Origin of the sequence: Duganella fentianensis (genome assembly GCF_964031615.1) — a bacterium.
Classification (GTDB): domain Bacteria; phylum Pseudomonadota; class Gammaproteobacteria; order Burkholderiales; family Burkholderiaceae_D; genus Rugamonas; species Rugamonas fentianensis_A.
In genome coordinates this window covers 156,910-179,140 of sequence record NZ_CAXIQN010000022.1, presented here as the reverse complement: position 1 = coordinate 179,140, position 22,231 = coordinate 156,910, and the positions used below count along the sequence as shown (strand labels likewise).

Annotated in this window: 25 protein-coding genes; 4 read left to right on the top strand and 21 right to left on the bottom strand. The window is 60.8% G+C overall.

The window, feature by feature from the left end:
* The first annotated feature begins 23 nt into the window (after positions 1-23).
* Complete coding sequence (locus ABNT42_RS17940) at positions 24-509, top strand: hypothetical protein (RefSeq protein WP_348699235.1); 486 nt, start codon at positions 24-26, stop codon at positions 507-509.
* A 62-nt stretch (positions 510-571) separates the two neighbouring features.
* Here ABNT42_RS17940 and ABNT42_RS17935 read toward each other — a convergent pair whose 3' ends face one another.
* The 11 genes from ABNT42_RS17935 to ABNT42_RS17885 form a co-directional block, all read right to left on the bottom strand.
* Positions 572-1,450: an SMP-30/gluconolactonase/LRE family protein gene (locus ABNT42_RS17935; protein WP_348699234.1), complete on the bottom strand. Its 879-nt coding sequence runs from the start codon at positions 1,448-1,450 to the stop codon at positions 572-574.
* Position 1,451: 1 nt separating this feature from the next.
* Entirely contained in the window at positions 1,452-3,026 is a 1,575-nt protein-coding gene (locus ABNT42_RS17930) for an aldehyde dehydrogenase (NADP(+)) (protein WP_348699233.1), read from the bottom strand.
* A 194-nt stretch (positions 3,027-3,220) separates the two neighbouring features.
* Positions 3,221-4,033, bottom strand: a complete 813-nt coding sequence (locus tag ABNT42_RS17925) for an NAD(P)-dependent oxidoreductase (RefSeq protein ID WP_348699232.1) — start codon at positions 4,031-4,033, stop codon at positions 3,221-3,223.
* Positions 4,034-4,109: 76 nt separating this feature from the next.
* Positions 4,110-5,021, bottom strand: a complete 912-nt coding sequence (kdgD, locus tag ABNT42_RS17920) for a 5-dehydro-4-deoxyglucarate dehydratase (RefSeq protein WP_348699230.1) — start codon at positions 5,019-5,021, stop codon at positions 4,110-4,112.
* Between the two features lie 144 nt (positions 5,022-5,165).
* The gene (locus tag ABNT42_RS17915; protein WP_348699228.1) at positions 5,166-5,924 is read right to left on the bottom strand and encodes a FadR/GntR family transcriptional regulator; all 759 of its coding nucleotides are present in this window, start codon (positions 5,922-5,924) and stop codon (positions 5,166-5,168) included.
* Positions 5,925-5,995: 71 nt separating this feature from the next.
* Positions 5,996-6,814 carry an HDOD domain-containing protein gene (locus ABNT42_RS17910; protein ID WP_348700117.1) on the bottom strand — a complete coding sequence of 273 codons (819 nt, stop codon included), beginning with the start codon at positions 6,812-6,814 and terminating at the stop codon, positions 5,996-5,998.
* A gap of 150 nt (positions 6,815-6,964) precedes the next feature.
* Positions 6,965-8,908 carry a phosphatase PAP2 family protein gene (locus ABNT42_RS17905; RefSeq protein WP_348699226.1) on the bottom strand — a complete coding sequence of 648 codons (1,944 nt, stop codon included), beginning with the start codon at positions 8,906-8,908 and terminating at the stop codon, positions 6,965-6,967.
* A gap of 188 nt (positions 8,909-9,096) precedes the next feature.
* Complete coding sequence (locus ABNT42_RS17900) at positions 9,097-9,678, bottom strand: TerD family protein (RefSeq protein WP_348699224.1); 582 nt, start codon at positions 9,676-9,678, stop codon at positions 9,097-9,099.
* A 20-nt stretch (positions 9,679-9,698) separates the two neighbouring features.
* A complete protein-coding gene (locus tag ABNT42_RS17895; RefSeq protein ID WP_348699222.1) occupies positions 9,699-10,397 on the bottom strand; it encodes a TIGR00266 family protein in 699 nt (232 codons plus the stop codon).
* 18 nt (positions 10,398-10,415) lie between these two features.
* Positions 10,416-10,991, bottom strand: a complete 576-nt coding sequence (locus ABNT42_RS17890) for a TerD family protein (RefSeq protein ID WP_348699221.1) — start codon at positions 10,989-10,991, stop codon at positions 10,416-10,418.
* A gap of 98 nt (positions 10,992-11,089) precedes the next feature.
* Positions 11,090-12,136, bottom strand: coding sequence for a DUF475 domain-containing protein (locus tag ABNT42_RS17885; protein ID WP_348699219.1), 1,047 nt, complete (start codon positions 12,134-12,136; stop codon positions 11,090-11,092).
* A 103-nt stretch (positions 12,137-12,239) separates the two neighbouring features.
* Between ABNT42_RS17885 and nhaR the strand changes: the two genes are divergently transcribed.
* Positions 12,240-13,151: a transcriptional activator NhaR gene (nhaR, locus tag ABNT42_RS17880; protein WP_348699217.1), complete on the top strand. Its 912-nt coding sequence runs from the start codon at positions 12,240-12,242 to the stop codon at positions 13,149-13,151.
* A 4-nt stretch (positions 13,152-13,155) separates the two neighbouring features.
* Here the strand turns inward: nhaR and ABNT42_RS17875 are convergent, their stop codons facing one another.
* On the bottom strand, positions 13,156-13,524 hold the full coding sequence (locus tag ABNT42_RS17875) for a hypothetical protein (RefSeq protein WP_348699215.1): 369 nt from the start codon (positions 13,522-13,524) through the stop codon (positions 13,156-13,158).
* Positions 13,525-13,687: 163 nt separating this feature from the next.
* Between ABNT42_RS17875 and ABNT42_RS17870 the strand changes: the two genes are divergently transcribed.
* Entirely contained in the window at positions 13,688-15,025 is a 1,338-nt protein-coding gene (locus tag ABNT42_RS17870; RefSeq protein WP_348699213.1) for a hemolysin family protein, read from the top strand.
* 41 nt (positions 15,026-15,066) lie between these two features.
* On the opposite strand, the gene ABNT42_RS17865 is transcribed toward ABNT42_RS17870, so the two are convergent.
* Genes ABNT42_RS17865 through ABNT42_RS17840 form a run of 6 tightly spaced genes read right to left on the bottom strand, consistent with a single transcriptional unit; the run spans position 15,067 to position 20,107 of the window.
* On the bottom strand, positions 15,067-16,104 hold the full coding sequence (locus ABNT42_RS17865) for an AI-2E family transporter (protein WP_348699212.1): 1,038 nt from the start codon (positions 16,102-16,104) through the stop codon (positions 15,067-15,069).
* Between the two features lie 3 nt (positions 16,105-16,107).
* Positions 16,108-16,713: an SCO family protein gene (locus ABNT42_RS17860; RefSeq protein WP_348699210.1), complete on the bottom strand. Its 606-nt coding sequence runs from the start codon at positions 16,711-16,713 to the stop codon at positions 16,108-16,110.
* Positions 16,710-17,603: a heme o synthase gene (gene cyoE / locus ABNT42_RS17855; RefSeq protein WP_348699208.1), complete on the bottom strand. Its 894-nt coding sequence runs from the start codon at positions 17,601-17,603 to the stop codon at positions 16,710-16,712. Before cyoE ends, ABNT42_RS17860 begins: the two co-directional genes overlap by 4 nt.
* Positions 17,600-18,784: a COX15/CtaA family protein gene (locus ABNT42_RS17850; RefSeq protein ID WP_348699206.1), complete on the bottom strand. Its 1,185-nt coding sequence runs from the start codon at positions 18,782-18,784 to the stop codon at positions 17,600-17,602. The genes cyoE and ABNT42_RS17850 overlap by 4 nt, the downstream gene beginning before the upstream one ends.
* A 2-nt stretch (positions 18,785-18,786) precedes the next feature.
* A complete protein-coding gene (locus tag ABNT42_RS17845; RefSeq protein ID WP_348699205.1) occupies positions 18,787-19,392 on the bottom strand; it encodes a cytochrome C oxidase subunit I in 606 nt (201 codons plus the stop codon).
* Entirely contained in the window at positions 19,373-20,107 is a 735-nt protein-coding gene (locus tag ABNT42_RS17840) for an SURF1 family protein (protein ID WP_348699204.1), read from the bottom strand. Before ABNT42_RS17840 ends, ABNT42_RS17845 begins: the two co-directional genes overlap by 20 nt.
* Positions 20,108-20,151: 44 nt before the next feature.
* On the opposite strand from ABNT42_RS17840, the gene ABNT42_RS17835 reads away from it, so the two are divergent.
* Complete coding sequence (locus tag ABNT42_RS17835; protein ID WP_161036370.1) at positions 20,152-20,355, top strand: twin transmembrane helix small protein; 204 nt, start codon at positions 20,152-20,154, stop codon at positions 20,353-20,355.
* 106 nt (positions 20,356-20,461) lie between these two features.
* On the opposite strand, the gene ABNT42_RS17830 is transcribed toward ABNT42_RS17835, so the two are convergent.
* Genes ABNT42_RS17830 through ABNT42_RS17820 form a run of 3 tightly spaced genes read right to left on the bottom strand, consistent with a single transcriptional unit; the run spans position 20,462 to position 22,125 of the window.
* Complete coding sequence (locus ABNT42_RS17830) at positions 20,462-21,322, bottom strand: cytochrome c oxidase subunit 3 (RefSeq protein ID WP_348699202.1); 861 nt, start codon at positions 21,320-21,322, stop codon at positions 20,462-20,464.
* 35 nt (positions 21,323-21,357) lie between these two features.
* On the bottom strand, positions 21,358-21,558 hold the full coding sequence (locus ABNT42_RS17825) for a DUF2970 domain-containing protein (protein WP_348699200.1): 201 nt from the start codon (positions 21,556-21,558) through the stop codon (positions 21,358-21,360).
* A gap of 9 nt (positions 21,559-21,567) precedes the next feature.
* Positions 21,568-22,125 (bottom strand): cytochrome c oxidase assembly protein, encoded by a 558-nt coding sequence (locus tag ABNT42_RS17820; protein ID WP_348699198.1) that lies wholly within the window; start codon positions 22,123-22,125, stop codon positions 21,568-21,570.
* Positions 22,126-22,231 lie beyond the last annotated feature (106 nt).

Below are 22,231 nucleotides of genomic sequence, written 5' to 3'. Positions count from 1 at the left end.
ATCGCTTTACGAGGAGCTGGGCCATGCGCAAACTCATACCGATACTTCTGCTGGCAGCAACGGGCGTACAGGCTGCACCGGCCACGCCATTGCAGCCTATGGCTTTTCTGGCAGGGCACTGCTGGAAAGGTAGTTTCGCCGATGGCAAAACCACGGATGAACACTGCTTCCAGTGGCAGTATGAGGGGCACGTGCTGCGTGATGTGCATACCGTCAGGGCGGCAGGACGGCCCGACTATGTCGGCGAAACGCTGTACTACTACGACAGCGCCAGCAAACAGGTAGCGTTCCTGTATGTAGAGAATGGCGGTGGCTATAGTCGTGGCACTATGCTCGCTAGCAAGGACGGGCTGGAATTCCCCGAGACAGACTACGTGGCAGCCGGCAAAGCGCTACGCTATCGCGTGCACTGGACGCCGTCTTCAGCCGATGGCTACGAAGCCCACAGCGAGATGCTGTTGAACGGCCAGTGGACTACGCAGTTCCGTCTGCAATTGAAAAAGCAGTGAGCGCAGCGCGCTGCGACTCACTGCTTCATGTGGTGTGAATGAAGGGCTGGCCCGCGTTGCGCTCAGGCCGCGAATAGCGTGTCCGCCACGCCCTGTACTCCGGGCTGCAGCAGCACGACTGCACCGCCCCACTCGGCATCTTCCGGTTTGCCGGAAATGATAGAGGTGACCATCAGCGTGTCGAGGTTCTTGCCGCCGAACGCGCACATGGATGGCTTCAGCATTGGTACGTCCAGCCGGCGATCGAGCTTGCCATCCGGCGTAAAGCGCAGCACGCAGCCATCATCGTTACCGCATACCCAGTAGCAGCCATCGGCATCGATCGCCGCACCATCCGGCCGACCAGCCATCGCCGTCATGTCGGCAAACACGCGCTGATTACTGGGCACGCCATCAGCAATGTCGTAATCGAACGCCCACACCATGCGCCGTACCGGATGCGAATCCGACAGATACATGGTGCGGCCATCGGGCGAGAATGCCAGCCCGTTCTGGGTCAGCAAGCCCGAGACGAACGGTGCCGACAGCCCGCGCACCGAGTCATAGCGATACAGCTGGCCCACCGCACGGGCTGCCGCCATGTCCATGAACATGGTGCCGCTCCAGTAGCGGCCCTGACGGTCGCAGCGGCCATCGTTGAAGCGCATGCCCTCGCCCAGACCACTGGCCGGCGCCGCCAGCTTGCGCTGCGCCAGTGCCGTGCAGGCATCCAGCTCGAGCGCGAAGATGCCGGACTCCATGCCGGCAATCAGGCCGCCGTCCGAACGGGGCGCCACGCAGGCCACCATCTCGTCCGCCACCCAGTAACGGGTGGCGCCGGTGGCGGCATCGAGTCGCCATACGCGCTGCTGCGCAATGTCGACCCAGTACCACGCGCCCTCGCCAGCATGCCAGGTAGGGCTTTCGCCCACCTTGCAGCTAACGTTGTTCAGCTTTTCCAACTTAGCCGTTCCAGACCAGATCACCGTTCACCACACGCGGAATGTTCTGCGGGTTGGCGTCGGCCAGTGCTTCCGGCAGCAGGTAGGATGGCACGTCCTGATAGCAGACCGGACGCAGGAAGCGGTCGATCGCGGAAGCGCCCACCGAGGTGGTGCGGCTGTCCGAAGTGGACGGGAATGGACCACCGTGCACCATGGCATGCGCCACTTCCACACCGGTGCCGAAGCCGTTGAACAGAATGCGGCCCACTTTGCGCTCCAGCGTAGGCAGCAGCTTGGCGGCCAGTGCGCGGTCATCTGCCGTCGCGTGTACGGCCGACGTCAGCTGGCCTTCCACGTGTTCGGCCACGGCCAGCATCTGCGCTTCATCGTCGCACACCACCAGCAGCGAAGTCGGTCCGAAGATTTCGCCTTCCAGTGCTGGGTTGCTGAGGAATTCGCTAGCAGGAACCTGATACAGGAAAGCCTGTGCTGCGCATGGCGCATCGGTGCCCTGACCGGCGGCCTTCTGGCTAACGCCGGCAATGCTGGCCAGCGCTGCAACGCCCGTCACATAGGCTTTATGGATGCCCGGAGTCAGCATGGTGGTGGCCGGCTTGGCGCCGATGGTACCGGCGACCGCTGCTACGAAAGCATCCAGCTTGTCGCTCTTCAGACCAACCAGCATGCCGGGGTTGGTGCAGAACTGGCCCGAGCCCATGGTCAGCGAATCAGCAAACGCCTGTGGCAGCTTAGGATTATCGAGGGCGCCCGGCAGCAGGAACACCGGATTGATGGAGCTCATTTCGGCATACACAGGGATCGGCTCTTTACGTGCCGCCGCAGTGCGCATCAGCGCAATGCCGCCATGGCGCGAGCCGGTGAAGCCGACGGCCTTGATGGCCGGATGGGCGACCAGTTCCTGACCGATGGTCTGGCCGGAGCCGATCAGCAGCGAGAACACGCCTTCCGGCATACCGCATTCTTCTGCTGCGCGTGCCACCGCTTTACCTACCAGCTCGGAGGTGCCAAGGTGGGCCGAGTGAGCTTTGACGACCACAGGGCAACCGGCTGCCAGTGCCGAAGCGGTATCACCACCGGCTACCGAGAAAGCCAGCGGGAAGTTACTGGCGCCGAACACGGCGACCGGGCCCAGACCGATCTTGCGCAGACGCAGATCAGGACGTGGCGGGGTACGTTCCGGCAGCGCCGAATCCAGCGTAGCCGACTGCCAGCGGCCATCGCGCACCACTTTGGCAAACAGGCGCAACTGGTTGCAGGTACGGCCACGTTCACCCTCCAGACGCACTTGCGGCAGACCGGTTTCCTGCATCGCGCGTTCGATCAGGGTAGCACCCAGATCCATGATGCGGTCAGCGATGGTTTCGAGGAACTTGGCGCGCGCTTCCAGACCGGTAGCGCGGTACACATCGAAAGCCTGCTCGGCCAGTTCGCAAGCGCGCTGCAGATCTGCTACGCCAGCCAGACCGAATGCCGGTTCGATTTCCACGTTACGCGATGGGTCCACTGCCTTCATCGTGCCTTCTTTGCCGAACAACGCGCTACGGCCGATGATCATTTCGCCTGCAACTTGCATAAAGCCTCCGTAAATTGATTCCTCAGTGCGGCCTCGCCACACCTTGCTACATCATGAATTGTGCTGATTGCTGCAACACCTGCGCGGTGTTCAGCATAAGTGTTCTGTTGTACTGCGCATAAGCGGCGCAAAGACAAAACCAGCGCCACTAGTGGGCGCCGGTCAGTATACTCCGCTATCGCAAACTGGTGCGATCAGGTCTGCTGATATTGCGGACCGGGCACCACGAAACCACCGCCCTGATAGATGGTGGCGCGATCGTCGGCCGCCGGATAGTTACCCGTCGGCGGGAACTTGTCGGCAAACTGCAGCGAGCTATCTTTCGGCCGGAAGCCCAGATGCTCGGCCTTGCTGTTATCCCACCAGCTAGCCGGATTGGCGGACGCACCGAACAGAATGGTGTGACCCACGCGCGGCGCGAACAGCGAGCAGCGCAGCGATTCCACCAGATCGTCGTAGCTGAACCACGTCACCAGCATGCGCGGATTGATTGGCTCAGGGAAGGACGAACCGATACGCAGGCAAACGGTCTCGATGCCCACGCTGTCGTAGTAGTAGCGCGACAGCGACTCGCCGAAGCATTTGCTGACGCCATACAGGCTGTCCGGACGCGTCGGGCTGTCAGCGTCGATGTAATCGGTGGTCTTGTAGAAGCCGATGGTGTGATTCGAGCTGGCGAACACAATACGCTTGACGCCGTTCTTGTGCGCCGCTTCATACAGGTTGTAGGTACCGGCGATATTCGCCGCCATGATGTTTTCGAAAGTATTCTCGGTCGAGATACCGCCGAAGTGCAGCACCACATCCACGCCTTCCAGCAGCTTGATCACGGCTGCCTTGTCAGCCAGATCGCAGCGCACGACTTCCTCGCCTTCACCGGCCGGCGCCATTTCGCCAATGTCGGACAGGCGTACCACATCGGCCCAGGGCTTGATGCGCTCGCGCAGAATTTTGCCCAGACCACCGGCCGCGCCGGTCAGCAGAATACGTTTGAATGGTTTACTCATATTTCACCCGAAGTTAAAGCGCACCGCGCGGCCAGATGCCGCGGCGGTGCGTACAGAGATTGAAACCAGCGCAGGCTTATTGCGGGCCTTGCTTGCGGATCAGTTTATCGAGCATATCGCATTCTTCTGCCGTCAGGTCGGTCAGCGGAGCGCGCACAGGGCCGGCGTCATGACCAACCAGACGGGCACCCGCCTTGACGATGCTGACTGCGTAACCGGCTTTGCGGTTGCGGATCTCCAGATACGGCAGGAAGAACTCGTCCAGCATGCGATTCTGTTCGGCGTGGTTGTCCGAAGCCACGGCATGGTAGAAGTCCATCGCCAGTTTCGGCATGAAGTTGAACACGGCCGACGAGTACACCGGCGTACCCAGTGCCTTGTAGGCGGCAGCGTAGACTTCCGCGGTTGGCAGGCCACCGAGGTAGCTGAAGCGGTCGCCCATACGGCGCCAGATCGATACCATTAGTTCGATATCGCCCACGCCATCCTTGAAGCCGATCAGGTTCGGGCAGCGATCGGCCAGTTTGGCCAGCGAGTCCGGCGTCAGGCGGCAGTTAGCACGGTTGTACACCACCACGCCCAGACGGGTGGCTTTGCAGACCTGTTCGACGTGATCGATCAGACCATCCTGGCTAGCTTCGGTCAGATAGTGCGGCAACAGCAGCAGACCATCGGCGCCCAGACGTTCGGCTTCGCGCGCATACGCGGCAGCCACGCGGGTCGGGCCACCAACACCGGCCAGAATTGGCACTTTACCGGCGCAGGTATCGACCGCGGTCTTGATGATGTCGCTGTATTCGCCCGCTTCCAGCGAGAAGAACTCGCCCGTACCACCGGCGGCGAACAGCGCGCTAGCACCGTATGGCGCCAGCCATTCCAGACGTTCGATATAGGTCGACTTACGGAAATTACCTTCCGCGTCGAAGTCGGTCACCGGAAACGACAGCAGTCCGGAAGAGAGGATTTTTTTGAGGTCATTCGGTTGCATACAGTCTCCAGTGTGTGGGGTTGATAAGGTGGACGTAAAAGCGCGCGCTCTGATTGCGTCGTGTTGTATGACATCGTACAACTATATCGAAACGCAGGCAAGCGATTTAGCAAAATCTCCTGCAGCGTTGAAAAATCGTGGTTTTCAGGCGTCTTGCGCAGCAATGCCATCCTGCGCGCGGCGCAGGCGTTCACGGCTATTGCTAAGGTGAGTGCGCATGGCGGCACGGGCCGCTTCCGCATCTTTGCGGGCGATGGCGTTGTAGATATCCTCGTGCTCGCGGTTCAGGCGTTCCAGATAGACATTCGGGTCATCATGGGCCAGCTGGGCCGAATCGACGCGGGCACGGGGAATGATGGTGTGGCCCAGATCGCTGAGGATATCGACGAAATAGCGGTTGCCGGTAGCCTGCGCGATCAGCAGGTGGAAGGCCACATCGGATTCGACCGAACCGGGCCGGCTCTGCGATGCCTGGATGCGTTTCAGCACTGCGCCCATTTCCGCTACCTGCTCCTCACTGCGGCGGGTGGCCGCCAGCCATGCGGCTTCCGTCTCCAGACTGATACGCAGTTCCAGTATCGCCAGCACATCGGCGATGGTGCGGATGGTATCGGCCGAGATGCGCAGGCTGGCTGCAGGCGGCTCCAGCACAAACGTGCCGATGCCGTGACGGGTCTGCACCAGCCCGGCGGCCTGCAGATGGGAGATCGCTTCGCGCACCACGGTGCGGCTGACGCCGTGCATTTCCATGATGACGGATTCGGTCGGCAGCTTTTCGCCGGGCTTGAGCGTACCCGCCTGTATGCTGCCGGTGATGGTCGCCACCACGCCCTGGGCGAGGTTGCGATGCTTTTTCACCGGCGCGGGAGGCAGGCTGCTAGGCTGGGCTAAATTCTGATTCATGGTAAGCGTAAGGTTGTCTGATGACCGTTAGCATACACGCTACGGCAGGTCAGAGAAAGAGGCAGGCAAAATCAGGCCAGCAGCGCGGCGCTCATGGAAGCAGCGTCTTCGGCCGATTCTTCCAGTATCTGGGCCAGCGCCACATTGCCGTCGATGAACTCGAGCAGACTGGCGTGGGTAGGCTCGGTGGCCAGCGGTGATGGCACAGGTGCCAGCGCACGCGCCACCAGCAGCGTATCGCGCAAGCCTATCGGTGGCGGCATCAGGCTGGCGCCACGCAGCGCCACGATGGCCTGACTGACAGGCTCAGGTATCGCCATCTTGCGCATCATTTCGCGCGTGATGATTTCCTGCGCAGCGCCCTGCCACTGTTCCGGATGGTCCAGCAGCCCGGGCAATTCGTCGGCGCAGGACAGCAGATAGAAACCGCCTGCCTCGTGCACGATGGCAGCGAATAGCGCGGTGTCAGGATCGGTATGGGTCAGTTTGCGGCCGATGATGTAGCTCAGTGCCGCCACGTGGGCCGTGTGCTGCCACAGTTGATCGGCCTTGGCACGCAATGTGGGATCATTGATGCGGTTGCCGAACTGACGCACCACCATGGACGCGGCCATGGAATACAGGTGACGGAAACCCAGCCGCTGCACCGCTACCCGCACGCTGGTAACGGGCGAACTGCTGCGGTTGAACGCAGCCGCATTGGCCAGCGCCACCGTGCGGGCCGCCAGTTGCGGCTCGGCCAGCACTTTGCGGATCACGTCTTCCATCTCGCAATCCGGATCAGCCAGCGCCAGCTGCAGCCGCAAGGCTGCATTGACGCTGGTGGGAAATACCAGTTCGCCGCGCTCGGCGCGACTCACGACTTCCGCATAATCCTTGAGCTTTTCCATGGCTTGATTATAGCCGTAGCTTAGGCTCAAGTATTATTCCGCGAAGGAACTTTCTATAAATTGTGCAAAAATTGCCAATAGCTATGAATAATTCACAAAAAATCGGCAAATTCCTGCACAATCCACAGATACATGCGGGGGAGAACTCGCTTAGTTAGCCAGATTCAAGGTCAACGTCGTGGCACCATACACCGGCGTAACATTGCTGAAGCCGTCCACGCTGATGCTGGTGTAACGGCCTTTCAGACTCGCAGCAGTCAGCACGGCCAGACTATCGCCCGCCTTAGGTTTGTAGCCGTTGGCGAACTTGACGCGCAGCGTACCGCCGCCCAGTGTTGCCGTACCACCCACACTCAGGCTGCCTTGTCCGTTAGCCCCCAGCACCAGTTCCGTAGCCGTGGTACCGCTCAGCTGGGTGTATTTGCCTGCCAGCTTGAGTGCGCCCGGCGCAGCCACGGTCAGCGTACCGCCGCTCACATAGACATCACCGCTACCGAAAGCTGTAACGGATTCGCCCTGCAGGCCGCCGGCCGTCAGCTCTACCCCGCCGCTCCAGCTATTGTTACCGGCCAGTTTGAGCACGCCCGTGCCCTGTTTCACCAGTTTGCCCGTGCCGCTGATATCGTTGCGCCAGCGGTCGGCCGCATTGAAACCACCCTTGCTGGCATCCATGCTGATCACCACATTGCCCGTGAAGGCGGCATAACCATCGGCCGCCGCAAACAGGTTCAGACGGCCCCAGCCTTCGGCGTCGTCCATCACTGGGTAGCCGGACGGCAATGCCGTGGTTTTCAGCACCACGCGGCGCTGCGCATCGCTGAGGTAAGGCTGACGGGTTTCCAGCAGCACTTCGGCCCCCTTAGGCACCACCGCCGCCTGATTGGTCGCGCCGATAGTTGCCAAGCCATAGGTACTGCGGCGCAGGTAGTTCGCCTTGTTGACGCTGTAATCGGCAAAGCGGTCATTCGCTAGCGTGCCGGACTGGGCAAACGCGGCAAAGGTATCGGCCGTGGTGCCGGTGGCCGCCATCAGCGTGGTATGGGCCTGCGTCACGGCAGCAGCCTTCTTGGCGGCGTTAGCGGCATCCGCCAGATTGGCAGCGGCGCTGGCCTGACCGAGAATACGGCCACTCAGCACATCGAGTGGCGAGTGCATACCGGCAAAGATACGCGATTCGCCCAGCTCCAGACCACGGCTGAGAATTTCCTGATAACGCTCGGGCAAAGCATAAGCCATGGCCACGGCATCGCGCACCGCCTCAGCCGAGTGACCACTGGTAAAACCGCCATCCGTAGCCGGCGTACTGCTCTTGGCCGGCATCAGCGCCGGCAATACCTGCACGCTGCTGCTCCAGCGGTACGGACGGGCATATTTGTAGAAACGCTTGGCCGGTTCGGTCGAAGCATTATTACCCACCAGGTTCACCAGATCGACCACGCTGCCAAAGGCTGGATTGGCAGTGCCGCCCACGCCCGTATTGTTGCCGCCATCGTTGTACAGCACGCTGGTGGCATCCGCCGGCACGCCGGTAATGGTGGTGGTCTGCTGGGCAGCGCTACGCCATGCGGCCGTCAACGGGCCCAGACCTTCGGTGACGCTATAGCCTTTACCGCGGCGGTCATCGAGGTAGGCCTGCACGCCCTGTGCGGCAGTGCGGTTGGCCGTGGCCGTGACCACATAGCCGATGTTGGCGGCATGCACGGCGGCATTCAGCACCGTACCGTCCGGCGTACCATCGTTCGGTACCCCCGTCCATTTGGATGCCACCACGGCCGGAAAGCCATCAACGGCAGGGGCCGTCACACCGGCATCGACAATTTCCGTCAGCGGTTTCCAGATCTGCAGGAAGCCGCCCAGCACGCGCACACCGGCATTGGTGGCCAGCGTGGCATAGCGCGCATCGCCGCGCTGATTGGTGGCGATAGTATCGACAAAGGCGGTCGCAGCCGGTATGGCCACCACCTCGGCCGCACCCTGATCGGCCGGTGCTGGCGGAATGACCAAAGGCTGATCTTCCACATTGGAGCCGCAGCCGCTGACAGCGAGTGCCACACTGAAGGCCAGAATCAAAGGACGGGGAGCGAAATGACGCATGACAGAATCCGTTACTGTTAGTTAAAGTGGCGGAACAGTAACATTGTCATATTACATAGATGTTACACGTCGTACGACATGCTTCACATGCATTAACTTTCCCATACAGAAATTTTGGGCGAAAAAAAGCAGCGGGAGAACTTCCCCGCTGCCAAGGGCGACTACAAAAGCCGGACTACAGAAACGGATTACAGGTGGGCGGCTATCTGCGGCAGCAATTCATCGAACGTGCGGCCATTGCCGTTTTCACCGATCGCATGCATTTTCCATTCGCCGTTATGGCGATACAGCTTGGCCATGATCTGCGCCGAGTGGGGGCCCTGCACGGACAGATTGAAGCGTGCCACTTCCTTGTTCTGGCTGGCATCGAGCAGTCGGCAATAGGCGTTTTCCACCTGCGCGAAATTCTGACCGGTAAAGCTGTTCACCGTGAATACCAGACTCTTGACGGACTCCGGCACGGCATTCAGATCCACATTGATCTGCTCATCATCCCCATCACCGGCGCCGGTACGGTTATCGCCCGTGTGCAGCACGCTGCCATCGCGGCTACGCAGCTGGCGGAACCAGATCACATCGACGGGGCGTCCCGCTTCATCGAACATCACGCAGGAGGCATCCAGATCGACGGCTTCCGACTTCGCGCCGAAACCGAAGAAGCCCTTGCTCTTGATGGCGTCCCAGCCCAGCCCCATGGTGACGCGACCGAGCGCGCCGCCACTCTCTTTGGCCAGCGAAATTTTCTGGCCCTTACTCAGATTAACTGTCATTGCTGACTCCTTGAAATCGTTTATTGCTCGGCACCGCGCTGTGTCCACAGCTGGAAGGCGGCGCGGTTACGCGAGCAGATCAGAATCTTGCCCTGCCCCGAGAAGCGCAGCACCATGCCTTCGCCGCTGGTCTGGCTATTCACCAGATTGCCGAGGAAGCCGCCGCTGCTGCCAGTGGTCACCGAGATCTCGTAACGCAGCGTGCTATCCCAGGCCACCACGTGGGCGTTATCGATAATCATGTCGTTGCCGGGCGTGACTTCCAGCTGCGAGATCGCGCCGAAGCCCGACACCGCCACCTGCCCTACCCCGGCCGTCTCGGTGATGAAGAAGCCGCCGCTCTGGGCGAACAGCGCATTGCCCAGACTCTGGGTGCGCACTTTCAGTTCCACCTTGTCGCTGGCGGCGACGAAAGCGCCATCGCTCAGCAGATACTGGCGCGCACCCACATCGAGCACCTGCATGGCTCCAGGCAGGCGTGGCGCCAGCAGGCAGTCGCCGCCACTGCGCACGGCTTCGATATGCTGCTGGAAGAAGGACTCGCCGTTGGCGAAGCGACGCATCAGCGCCGCCCCCAGGCCGCCGGTTATCTTGCCCTTCAGATCGAGGCCCGCTTCCATCATCACCATCGCGTCGGATTCGCAATAGATTTTTTCGCCATGCGCGAGCGACACGTGCAGGAAGGGATCGATGTCACCGGTAATCGAAAATACAGGCATGATAAGGTCCCCTTCCGTTTAAACGCGTACGCCGAACGAAGCGGCCAGTGGGCCCAGACCGCCCTTGTAACCCTGACCGACCGCCTTGAATTTCCAGTCGCCGCCATGGCGATAGACTTCACCGAAGATCATGGCCGATTCGGTCGAACCGTCTTCCGACAGATCGAAGCGGGCGATCTCGCCACTATTGGCCGCGTTCACGCAGCGGATGAATGCGCGCTGCACCATGCCGAAGTTCTGGCGTCGCTGGTCACCCTCGTGGATGGTGGCGCAGATGGCGATGCGTTCTACATCGGCCGGTACGCGGGTCAGATCGATGGTGACGGTTTCGTCGTCGCCATCACCGGCACCGGTGCGGTTATCGCCCGAGTGGGCCACCGACTGGTCGGCCGACTTGAGGTTGTTGTAGAAGATGAAGTCGTTATCGGCACGCACCTTGCCATCGACTTTCAGCAGGAAGGCCGAGCCATCGAGGTCGAAGGGATTACCGTCGGTGCTGCGCACATCCCAGCCCAGACCGATTACCACTTTGTTCAGGCCGGGAGCTTCCTTGCTCAGATTAACGTTGCCACCTTTTTGCAGACTAATTGCCATGATGTATTTCTCCTAAAAAAAACAGCGGACTCACTACACTACAGGCGGCGTGCCGTGTCCGTTTTTAACGGCGCGCCGAATTCTTGGTTGGTCCCGGTTCAGGCCGTGAGCGCAGCAGCTTCCTGCTGGCGACGGTGGCGCACCGAGGACCACAGCGAGGCAACGATGAAGGCCACGCCGATCAGACCCGTGAACAGTTCCGGAATGTGGTACTTCATACTGGCCAGCATGATCGCTGCGAGGATACCGATGGCATAGTGGGCGCCGTGTTCGAGGAAGACGAATTCGTCGAGCGTGCCCTTCTTCACCAGATACACCGTCAGCGAACGCACGAACATTGCACCGATCGCCAGACCCAGCATGATGATCACCACGTCCGTCGTAATCGCAAACGCACCGATCACACCGTCGAAGCTGAACGAAGCATCCAGCACTTCCAGATACAGGAAGCCACCGATACCGCCCTTCTTCACCAGATCACCGACATTGCTGCCCTCTTCTTCCTTCTCCAGCAGGTTGCTGATAGCGTCCACACCGACGTAGATCAGAATGCCCCACAGACCGGAAATCAGCACGACCAGCTTCTGCGCTTCCGCCACCAGACTCATGGAGCCCAGCAACACGCCCATGGCGATCATCACCGCGATGGAAGACACCTTGCCCAGTGCGCCCAGCTTCTGCTCGACGTGGCCCAGCCAGTGCACTTCCTTCTCGTGGTCGAACAGGAAATTGAGGAATACCAGCAGCAGGAACATGCCACCAAAGGCTGCCACTTCCGCGTGGTGATTAGTCAGGTGCATGGAGTAGGTCTTAGGATCGTTCAGCGCCAGATGCCACACATCCGTGATGCCGATATCCGCAGCCACCGCCACGATCACCAGCGGGAACAGCAGACGCATACCGAACACGGCGATGATGATGCCCACGCCGAGGAACAGCTTCTGCCAGTATTCATCCCAGGTCTTCAGCACTGAAGCATTCACCACTGCGTTATCGAACGACAGCGAGACTTCCATCGCCGCCAGAATTGCAGCGATACCCACGGCCGACAGGGCGCCGCCCCAGCCGCTTAATTCGAATCCCCACCAGCCCGCCGCTGCCAGACATAGCGCAGTGACGAGGAAAGACACTTTGAAGTGCTTCATGTTTTACCCACTTGTTGTTTTAACGATGGGATGCAGTGTAGAGAAAAAACGGATTTTAAAAAATAGAAGATAATTGAAGCATTACTTCGAAAAAACAGAAGATATGAAGAATTCCGGATTGAATTTCCGCCACCTGTATTTCTTCTACATGGTGGCCAAAGAAGGCGGCGTAACCCGTGCGGCGGAGCGGCTGGGTCTGGCCGTGCAGACCATCAGCATGCAGCTGGCTTTGCTGGAGCAGAGCCTAGGCAAGCAGTTGCTGGAGCCGCAGGGGCGACGGCTGGTACCGACGGAAGCGGGCAAGCTGGCACTCAATTACTGCGAGCAGATTTTCCTGCTGGGCGACCAGTTGCAGGACGCACTGGAAGAATCCGATGCGGGCAAGATGCGCCTCACCGTGGGCATTTCCGACTCGCTGCCCAAACTGGTGGCCTACCGTCTGCTGCAGGCTACCCAGCAGATGGCGCAGCAGGTGCGGCTGGTGTGCATGGAAGACGAATTCGAATCGCTGCTTGCCGATCTGGCACTGGGCAAACTCGACGTGGTGCTGACTGACCGCACCGTGCGCGCCGGCGGCAGCCTGAAAGTATTCAGCCACCTGCTGGGCGAGAGCGATATGCAACTGTTTGGCACCCAGTCGCTGGCACGTCGCTTCCGGCGCAATTTCCCCGCCAGTCTGGATGGCGCGCCGCTGTTACTCCCCACCCGTAACAATGCTTTGCGCGGGCGCATCGATGCATGGTTCATCCAGCATGGCGTGCGGCCGGAAATCGCCGGCGAGTTCGAAGACAACGCCATGCTGAATACGTTCGGCCGTAACGGCATGGGGCTGTTCTTTGCCCCATCCGCGCTGGAAGCCGATATCAAGACTCAGTTAGGCGCGGTGCTGGTAGGCCACGCGCCGGAATTGCGTGAACAGTTCTATGCCATTTCCAACGCGCGCAAGATTACCCACCCCGCCATCGAGGCGATATTGAATACCGTCCACGACGGCCCATTCAAAGTGCATAGCTGAGGAACTACAGCAGCGCGGTCAGACTGTGACGGCAGCTCTCCAGCAGTTTGCGTGCCGTCTGCAACTGGCGCTGATATGGCAGTATGGCATCGCCATCACTGCCGCGCGGGGCCGGATGCAGCAGGCTGTCGATCTGCTGCAGGGCGCGGAAGCAATCCAGCAGCGCTTCGAAGTCCGTCACCACCTGACGCGCCAGACCCGCCGAGCGCACGCGCGCACGGGCATTGTCTATCAGTGCCAGTTCCGCATCCAGTGTCAGCGGTCCATGCAGGGCGATGCCGCAAAGCGAGGCCAGCAGCATGGCAAACTCGTTACGGGCACGCGCATAGCCATAGATGATCTGGCCTATGCTCTGGTAGTCGGCGGTTTCCATGTCCGGTGGTCGATGTCATTTTTATAATCAGCCCACTATACCGCAAGCACTTGCGCCAATTTGCACACATTGTTTCAGTCGCGCCGTTTTAGTGAGAAAGGCAACAGTCAGCCAAGTCAGCTAAGATACGGGTTCCTTCACTACGGACGGTCTCCGTCTTTTTATGCAAAACCTTCTGCTTGTCGTGCTGGCCCTGATACTGGTGGCCCTCAACGGCTTCTTCGTGGCGGCCGAATTCGGCATCGTCACCCTGCGCAAAACCCGTGTGCGCGCCATCGCCAAAACCCAGGGCCTGCGCGGCCGCATCCTCGCTACCGTACACGGCGAACTGGATGCCTATCTGTCGGCCTGCCAGCTGGGCATCACATTGGCCTCGCTGGGTCTGGGCTGGGTCGGCGAACCGGCGTTTGCCGGCCTGCTGGAGCCGCTGCTGACGGCCATCGGCATCGATTCGCCGGAGCTGGTACACGGCATCGCTTTCGTATTCGCCTTTGGCGTGATCTCTTTCCTGCACATCGTGGTGGGCGAACTGGCACCTAAATCGCTGGCTATCCGCTTGCCGGAAGCCGTCAGCCTGTGGAGCGCCCTGCCCCTGTATGCATTCTACTGGGCCATGTATCCCTTCATCTGGGTACTCAATGCCAGCGCAGCCATGGTGCTGGGTCTGGCCGGCCTGTCCGGCAAAGGCGGGCATGACAGCCACTATTCGATCGACGAACTGAAGCTGATCCTGCGTACCAGCCAGCCCGGTGAAAATTTCAATCAGGAGGAGCGCAAGATACTGGCACACACGCTGGACCTGAGCGATATGACGGTGTCCGATCTGATGCGGCCGATTAACGAGGTGATCGCCCTGCATGCCAGCCGCCCGCTGCAGGAAAATCTGGACACCATGCTGCGCAACCGCTTCAGCCGCTACCCGTACTACGACAAGGATGATGAAACCGTGCTGGGTGTGATCCACCTGAAGGACCTGTTCTTCGCCCAGCAATCCGGCAAGCCCGTGACCGACCTCGCGCCGTTCCTGCGTCCGGTTGAAACCATCGCCGCCCGCACGCCGGCGCTGGAGCAGTTCCGCCGCTTCCGCGACGGTGCGCCCCACTTCGCCCTGATCGGCGAAAAAGGCAAGCGCCCGCTGGGTTTTATCACGCTGGATAATCTGCTGGGCGCCATGGTGGGCGAAATCCATGACGAGTTCCGCCTGAATGAAAACGACTGGCTCAAGCAGCCGGACGGCACCCTGATCGGCAAAGCCAGCTTGCCCATCGTGTCGCTGGAACGGGCCCTCGGTATCGATATCGAAAACGAGGAACTGGGGATAGAGGAAGTGGAATCGGTGGGTGGCCTGCTGATGCTCAAGCTGGGCGACATTCCCAAGCAGGGCCAGCGCGTGAGCTTCAAAGAATTCGACATCGTCGCCCGCAAAATGAACGGCCCCCGCATCCTGCTGGTGAAAGTCATTCCGCGCGACGATACGGACGACCACGCCGAACACGACTAGCGCGAGGCGACTAGCGCGAGGCGACTAGCGCGCGGCCGGCATCAGGCGGCCGGCGCGCTCCAGTTGCGCAGCAGGCCCAGCGCCACCGCCAGCAGGGCCGGGCCGATGAACAGGCCGACAAAACCGAAGGCCAGCACCCCGCCCGTCACACCCAGCAGCACCAGAATGAAGGGCAGGCTGCTGCCACGGCTGATCAGCATGGGCTTGACCACATTATCCACGCTGCTGATCACAAAGAAGCCCCACACGGCCATGAAAATGCCCCAGCCGGTCTGGCCTGCATCGAACAAGTAGATCGCCGCACCGCCCCACACCAGCGGCGGCCCTACCGGCACGAGCGATAACAAAAAGGTAGCGGCCGATAGCAGCGCCACGGCCGGCACGCCGGCAATCAGAAAACCGATAGCAGCCACGCCTGCCTGCGCCAGCGCCGTCCCCAGCAAGCCATACACCACCCCGCGCACGGTGCGGCTGACGGTTTCCATCACCAGCTGGGTCTGCGGCCCGATCAGGCGCTGCATGGCGCTCTGCAAAGTTTCGTGCAGGGTCGCGCCATCGCGGTACAGGAAGAAGCTGACAAACACGGCCAGACTGACTTGCGCCACGCCGCTGCCCAGCACCACACTGGCGCCCAGCAGCACACGACGCGCCGGCTCCAGCAGATTCTTGGCCAGATTCAGCAACTCATCGCGGCTGCCCAGCAGCTTGCGCAGATAATTGTCAGCCGCTTCGCCCAGCAGAGGAATATCCTTGAGCCACGCGGGTGGCGCCAGCGTACCGCCATCCAGACTGGCTTTCACGTGCTCGTAAAACACACTGATGTTATCGGCCACATTCCACGTCACCGCCGTCAGCGGCACGATGATCAGCAGGGTCAGCGCCACGCTCATCAGCGCGGCGGCTAGCGACCGGCGCTGGCGGCAGCGTGCCAGCACATACAGATAGACCGGCCAGCTGGCCACAGTGATCGCCGCCGCGAACAGTATCGCCGCCAGAAACGGCCGCAGCACGGCCAAGCAGCCGATCAGCAGTAGAACGATGGCGGCCAGACGGGTGTAGGGCTGGTAGCGGTCGTGCATGGATCAGGACTGGGCCAGCAGCAACTTCACGTCATGCACCACCGTGGCAGGGCCCTGACCATTGCGCACCATCAGACGGATCTTGCCCTGACGGTCAAACACATAGCTGGCCGCCGTGTGGTCCATCGAGTAGCTGCCGGGATTCTTGCCCGGCACCTTGGCATAGAACACTTTGAATTCCTTGGCCACGGCCGCCGTCTGCTCCGGCGTGCCATACAGGCCGATGAAACGCTTATCGAACACGGGCACATACTGCGCCAGCAGCGGCTGGGTGTCGCGCTCGGGATCGACGGTCACGAACAGCACCTGCACCTGATCGGCTTGCGGCCCCAGTTCCTGCATCACCTGCGCCATTTCCGTCAGCGTGGTGGGGCAGACATCGGGGCACTGGGTATAGCCGAAGAACATCACCACCACCTTGCCTTTGAAGTCGCCCAGCGTGCGCGGCTTGCCCGTGTGGTCGGTCAGGGCAAAGTCCTTGGCGTAGGGTAGTCCCGTCAGGTCAGTGTTCTGGAACGCGACGCGCGGTGCAGACGATTTGTTTTCACCGCAAGCGGTCAGCAGGGTCAGGGCAAGGGCTGTGCAGCCCACAGCAAACAGTTTTTTCATATTTTGAAGTAGTGGTCCACCAGCAGAGCGGCGAACAGCAGCGACAGATAAATGATCGACCAGGTGAACGCCTTACGCGCAATCAGGTCGGTGTAATGACGGTAGATTTTCCATGCATGGTGCAGGAACACGGCATTCAGCACGATCGCGCTGACCAGATAGATCAGGCCGGACATCCGCACTGCATACGGCATCAGCGTGGTAGCCGCCAGTGCAATCGAATACAGCCAGACATGGAAGCGGGTGAACTGCATGCCATGCGTGACGGGCAGCATGGGCAGACCGGAACGGGCGTAGTCATCACGCCGGTACATGGCCAGTGCCCAGAAGTGCGGCGGGGTCCAGACGAAGATGATCAGCACCAGCAACCAGGCCTGCATCGGCACATCGTTGGCCACGGCAGCCCAGCCCAGCGCCGGCGGCATGGCGCCGGAGAGGCCACCGATGACGATGTTCTGCGGCGTGGCCGGTTTCAGAATCATGGTATAGATGATGGCGTAGCCGACGAAGGTGACGAAGGTCAGCCACATGGTGAGCGGGTTGACCAGCGTGTAGAGTATCCACATGCCGGCGCCGCCGATTACGGCAGCAAACACCACCGTCTGCATCACGGTGATTTCACCCAGTGCCATGGGGCGGCGCGCCGTGCGCGCCATGCGCGCATCAATTTCGCGCTCGGCCAGACAATTAACAGCAAACGCGGCACCGGACAGCAGCCAGATGCCGGCCGTGGCCGCCAGCAGCAAGCGCCAGTCGGGCATGCCATCGGTCGCCAGAAACATGCCGATCACGGCGCAGAAAACGGCGAGCTGGGTCACGCGCGGCTTGGTCAGCGCCCAGTACTGGGCGGCACGGCTAGGAAGCTTGGAGGAGACGGTCTGTGTGGTCATGAGGGGGTGTTATCTTTGCGGCCATGTTGCGCATGCGCGGCCGAAGTAGCATTGGTAGCAATGGCCAGCGCAAACTGGCATTTTGCCTGATAGTTTAACATGGTCAGCCACAGCACCAGCAGCGCCGCACCGGCGTTATGCAGCACCGCGATCGCCAGCGGGAAGTTCAGATAGATGGTGGCGATGCCCGTAGCCAGCTGCAGCAGCAAAGTCAGCGCCAGCCAGCGCGCCGTGCGCTGCAGCGCCGCGTGCTGCCACGCGCGCCATGCCGTGTAGCCAGCCACCACGGCCAGCAGCAGGCCGAAGTTACGGTGCACCCAGTGGATCGCCGTCAGCGCGGCAAATGGCAGGTAATGACCGGCCGCCGTCTTGCCCAGTTCGCGCCACAGGGTGAAGCCATGCTCGAAGTCCATGGCCGGCACCAGTACTCCGCCGCACAGGGGGAACTCGGTACAGGCCAGCGTGGCGTAATTGGTACTGGTCCAGCCGCCCAGCGCCAGTTGCACCAGCAGCAGCGCGCCTGACACGCCAGCCAGCCAGCGGATACGCCGCATGGCAGGCGGCGAAGCGGTCAGCCTGCGCGCCGGGGTAATCAGCTGATCCTGGCGGCAGCCATACCACACCAGCATGGCCAGCAGCCCCATGCCCAGCAGCAGATGGGTGCTGACGATCACCGGCTGTAACTTGAGCGTGACGGTCCACGCGCCGAACGCGCCCTGCAGGCAGACCGCGAAGAACAGCAGCGTAGGTATCAGCGGCGCATAGTCGGCCCGGCGCGCAGCCGGCGTGGCACTGCTGCGGCGCCACTGGTACCACGCCTGCGCCATCATCGCCACAATCAGCACGCCGATGGCCATGGCCAGATAGCGGTGGATCATTTCTATCCATGCCTTGACGACGGTGACGGGGCCGGTCGGCATCAGCGCTTCCGCTGCGACGATTTCCTCGCGCGCGAGGAAGGGATTGGCCGCGCCATAGCAGCCGGGCCAGTCGGGGCAACCGAGGCCGGAGTCGGTCAGGCGGGTGAACGCGCCGAACACGATCAGATCGAAGGTGAGGAACACCGTTACCCACACCAGCTTGCGGTATTTGCTGACGTCGGACGAAGTCCACACCAGCGTCAGTGGCAGCAGCGCCACCAGCAGGGCCGTCACGGCCATTTGCGCCAGAGTCAGATGCATGATTAACCTATGGCAGAAGCCTTGAGCAGTTTGGCGATATCTTTATGCACGCGTTTGACCTGCTCGATATCGCTCGATACGGCGCCTTTCGGGAAGCGCATCATCAGATTGCCCAGCGGGTCGATCAGATAGACGTGGTCAGCTGCCTGATCGCCCTCAGCGGCAGTCGGCAGCCAGCGCGCCACCACCTCGGCCGGGGCACGCAGCATACGGGTACCGTCATTCACCCGCAGCAGCATGGTATCGAGCGGCTGGGCGTCGGTAATCAGCCAGACCCGTTCGATGCGCTCCATTTCCTTGCCCTGCATGGTACGCAGCTGGCGCATGGCAAACAGCTGGTCCTGACAGGCTTGCTGGCAGTCCGACGGCCCCACTTTCAGCATGATCCACTTGCCCTTGTACTGCTCCAGCGTCTGCGGCTGGCCGTCCAGCGTGGTGCTGGCCATGGCCGGTATCGGGTACTGACGCGGATCGATCAGCGTGCCGGATTTGGTGGCGCCGCCTTCCGGCTTGATCACGTAATAGGTAAAGTAGGAAGCCAGCAGCGGTGCAGCGCACACGGCCAGCACGGCCAGCAGTTTCAATCGGCTAAGCTGTTTTTTGTCCACGTCTCAATCCATTCACAACAAAGAAGATAACGGCCATGGCAGACAGTGCATACCACTGCACTGCATAGCCCTGATTTTTTTCCACGCCCAGCGCCGGTGCCGGCCAGTCGCGCAATAATTGCGCGTCATCGCCGTCAGGCTGGGCAGCGCCCTGCTGCTCCACCACGAAAGGCTGCATGGTCAGGCCGCTATCCTTGGCCAGCTGCAGCGGGTCGACATTCGAGACGATGGCGCCGGGTGTAAGCGGCGCGGCGCTGCCCAGCTCCATCACATGGCCCGTACCCGTTCTCGCTAGGCCCGTCAGCGTCACCCGCCCGGCCGGTGTCACCAGCGCCGGCAGCTTGTCACGCTGCTGGCCGTCACGCGGCACCCAGCCACGCATGACCAGCACGTGCATGCCGCTACCGGCCAGACGAAACGGCATCAGCACATAGAATCCGGCGCGGCCCTGATACGGCCGGTTATCCAGATACAGCGGCCAGTGACGGACAAATTCTCCGTCCAGCTGAACGCGGCGGAATGCCACCGCCTCGGCGGCCACGGCCGCACCGTCGAGCTGCAGCGGCGCGGCATGCCGGCTCTGTTCGAGCTGGCTCTGCATCACCAGCTTCTGCGCGGCGCGGCGCTGCTGCCAGTTACCCAGCTGTATACCCAGCGTGACCACCAGCACCGTCGCAATGAACGGAATTAGCTTAAAACGGAAGCGAATACGCATTACAATGAGTTCTCCCTTTCCTAACACTCAGGACTGCCGCTCACATGAAAATCGTTGTTGCCATCGCCTTCATTCTGATCATCGGCAGTCTCGCCTCGGCATTTTTCTTCCTCATGCGCGACAAGGGCAAGACGAATAATACCGTGCGCGCGCTAGCTGTGCGTGTCGGCCTGTCGATCGCCCTGTTTGCCGCCCTGCTGCTGGCCAACAAGCTGGGCTACATCCACCCGACCGGCATCCGCATGTAGCATCTCGCTGCGCTAAAAAAACAGCCGCATCCGGGCTTCCCCGCATGCGGCTTTTTCGTCCGTCCGGCCACCACAGCGCTGGCGCTGCGGTCGGCCAGAGTCCAGCTTACAGCCAGTACACCACGACGTACAGACCCAGCCAGACCACGTCCACAAAGTGCCAGTACCAAGCCGCACCTTCGAAGGCGAAGTGGTTTTCCGGCGTGAAGTGGCCTTTCAGTACGCGCAGCAGCACCACCGACAGCATGATCGCGCCCATGGTCACGTGGAAGCCGTGGAAGCCGGTCAGCATGAAGAAGGTGGAACCGTAGATGCCCGAGGTCAGCTTCAGGTTCAGTTCAGTGTAAGCGTGGTGGTATTCGTAAGCCTGAAAGCCCATGAACACCGCACCCAGCAGCACGGTCGCGAACAGCCAGAAGGCGGTCTTGCTACGGTGACCAGCGCGCAGCGCGTGGTGGGCGATGGTCAGGGTCAGGCCCGAAGTCAGCAGCAGTGCCGTGTTGATGGTCGGGATAGGATACGGCCCCATGGTCTTGAAGTCCTGCACCGTACCGGCCGGCCCCGTGTTGCCCCAGTGTGGCACGAAATCAGGCCAGATGGCTTTGTGGTCCAGATCGCCCAGCCATGGCATGGTGATGGAACGGGCATAGAACAGCGCACCGAAGAAGGCACCGAAGAACATCACTTCGGAAAAGATAAACCAGCCCATCGACCAGCGGTAGGAGTAATCGATACGCTGACTATACTGACCACCTTCCGATTCGCGGATGGCATCGCCAAACCAGCAGAACAGCACGGCCAGCGTGGCTGCCAGACCGATGTAATTCACGGTCGAACCCCACGACACATCATTGACCCACGCCGAAGCGCCTATCATGGTGGTCAGCAGGGACATACCGGCGAGCACAGGCCACTTGGATGGACCTGGCACAAAATAGTACGGTGCCGCAGCGTTATGTGAACTCATCTTCATCTCCTCACTTTATTCGAGAGTGCTTCGTTTTATTTTAAAACTACATATTTGACGATGGTGATCAGGGTGCCGATAAAGCAGGCTACGGCAATCAGCGCTGCAATGATGATGTGCAGCGGATTGAGTTTCGCTTCGTCGCTGTCGAAATCGCTTTTGCGGCGCAGGCCGAAGAACGACCAGATCACCGCTTTCAGCGAATACAGGAACGAGGCCTGCTTGTTCGATGCCATGACTCCCCTTTAGCGTGCTGCTGTTTTTTCCAGTCCACCCACTTCGAAGAAAGTGTAGGACAGGGTAATCGTTTTCACATCCTTAGGCAGGGCCGGATCGATGAAAAACACCACCGGCATCTGCCGTGCTTCGTTGGCCTGCAAGGTCTGCTGCTTGAAGCAGAAACACTCGACCTTCTTAAAATGCGGCATGGCGTTCTGCGGTGCGTAGCTCGGTATGGCTTGCGCACTGACAGGACGGTTCAGCGTGTTGACCACTTCATACATGGCCGTTACCAGTTCACCGGGATGCACGGTCATGCTGTGCGTCACGGGACGGAAACGCCATGGTCCTTGCGCATTGCCGTCGAACTCCACCACCACCTGACGCGTGGTATCGACCTGGGTATTCACCGGTGCGCTCACCGTACCGTCTTTCTGCGTCAGTACATTCAGGCCCAGTGCTTCGCAGATCTGGCGGTAGAACGGATTGAGCGCATAGGCAAAGCCGAACATCACCACCGCGACGACAATCAACTTGCCCAGCAAAGTGCGATTCAGACCACGGCTGGCTTGTTGGTCGCTCACGTTAGCTCAGCCACAGGCGTTTAACGAACAGCATCACGAAGAAGAACAGTGCCAGACCGGCCAGCAGCCAGCCGGTCCGGGCATTGTTCGCCTTTTTGTCTGGCTG

Coding starts and splice junctions, on each gene's coding strand:
- ABNT42_RS17940 (WP_348699235.1), top strand. CDS start 24: ATGCGCAAACTCATACCGATACTTCTGCTGGCAGCAACGGGCGTACAG.
- ABNT42_RS17930 (WP_348699233.1), bottom strand. CDS start 3,026: ATGCAAGTTGCAGGCGAAATGATCATCGGCCGTAGCGCGTTGTTCGGC.
- ABNT42_RS17925 (WP_348699232.1), bottom strand. CDS start 4,033: ATGAGTAAACCATTCAAACGTATTCTGCTGACCGGCGCGGCCGGTGGT.
- kdgD (WP_348699230.1), bottom strand. CDS start 5,021: ATGCAACCGAATGACCTCAAAAAAATCCTCTCTTCCGGACTGCTGTCG.
- ABNT42_RS17915 (WP_348699228.1), bottom strand. CDS start 5,924: ATGAATCAGAATTTAGCCCAGCCTAGCAGCCTGCCTCCCGCGCCGGTG.
- ABNT42_RS17910 (WP_348700117.1), bottom strand. CDS start 6,814: ATGGAAAAGCTCAAGGATTATGCGGAAGTCGTGAGTCGCGCCGAGCGC.
- ABNT42_RS17905 (WP_348699226.1), bottom strand. CDS start 8,908: ATGCGTCATTTCGCTCCCCGTCCTTTGATTCTGGCCTTCAGTGTGGCA.
- ABNT42_RS17900 (WP_348699224.1), bottom strand. CDS start 9,678: ATGACAGTTAATCTGAGTAAGGGCCAGAAAATTTCGCTGGCCAAAGAG.
- ABNT42_RS17895 (WP_348699222.1), bottom strand. CDS start 10,397: ATGCCTGTATTTTCGATTACCGGTGACATCGATCCCTTCCTGCACGTG.
- ABNT42_RS17890 (WP_348699221.1), bottom strand. CDS start 10,991: ATGGCAATTAGTCTGCAAAAAGGTGGCAACGTTAATCTGAGCAAGGAA.
- ABNT42_RS17885 (WP_348699219.1), bottom strand. CDS start 12,136: ATGAAGCACTTCAAAGTGTCTTTCCTCGTCACTGCGCTATGTCTGGCA.
- nhaR (WP_348699217.1), top strand. CDS start 12,240: ATGAAGAATTCCGGATTGAATTTCCGCCACCTGTATTTCTTCTACATG.
- ABNT42_RS17875 (WP_348699215.1), bottom strand. CDS start 13,524: ATGGAAACCGCCGACTACCAGAGCATAGGCCAGATCATCTATGGCTAT.
- ABNT42_RS17870 (WP_348699213.1), top strand. CDS start 13,688: ATGCAAAACCTTCTGCTTGTCGTGCTGGCCCTGATACTGGTGGCCCTC.
- ABNT42_RS17865 (WP_348699212.1), bottom strand. CDS start 16,104: ATGCACGACCGCTACCAGCCCTACACCCGTCTGGCCGCCATCGTTCTA.
- ABNT42_RS17860 (WP_348699210.1), bottom strand. CDS start 16,713: ATGAAAAAACTGTTTGCTGTGGGCTGCACAGCCCTTGCCCTGACCCTG.
- cyoE (WP_348699208.1), bottom strand. CDS start 17,603: ATGACCACACAGACCGTCTCCTCCAAGCTTCCTAGCCGTGCCGCCCAG.
- ABNT42_RS17850 (WP_348699206.1), bottom strand. CDS start 18,784: ATGCATCTGACTCTGGCGCAAATGGCCGTGACGGCCCTGCTGGTGGCG.
- ABNT42_RS17840 (WP_348699204.1), bottom strand. CDS start 20,107: ATGCGTATTCGCTTCCGTTTTAAGCTAATTCCGTTCATTGCGACGGTG.
- ABNT42_RS17835 (WP_161036370.1), top strand. CDS start 20,152: ATGAAAATCGTTGTTGCCATCGCCTTCATTCTGATCATCGGCAGTCTC.
- ABNT42_RS17830 (WP_348699202.1), bottom strand. CDS start 21,322: ATGAGTTCACATAACGCTGCGGCACCGTACTATTTTGTGCCAGGTCCA.
- ABNT42_RS17825 (WP_348699200.1), bottom strand. CDS start 21,558: ATGGCATCGAACAAGCAGGCCTCGTTCCTGTATTCGCTGAAAGCGGTG.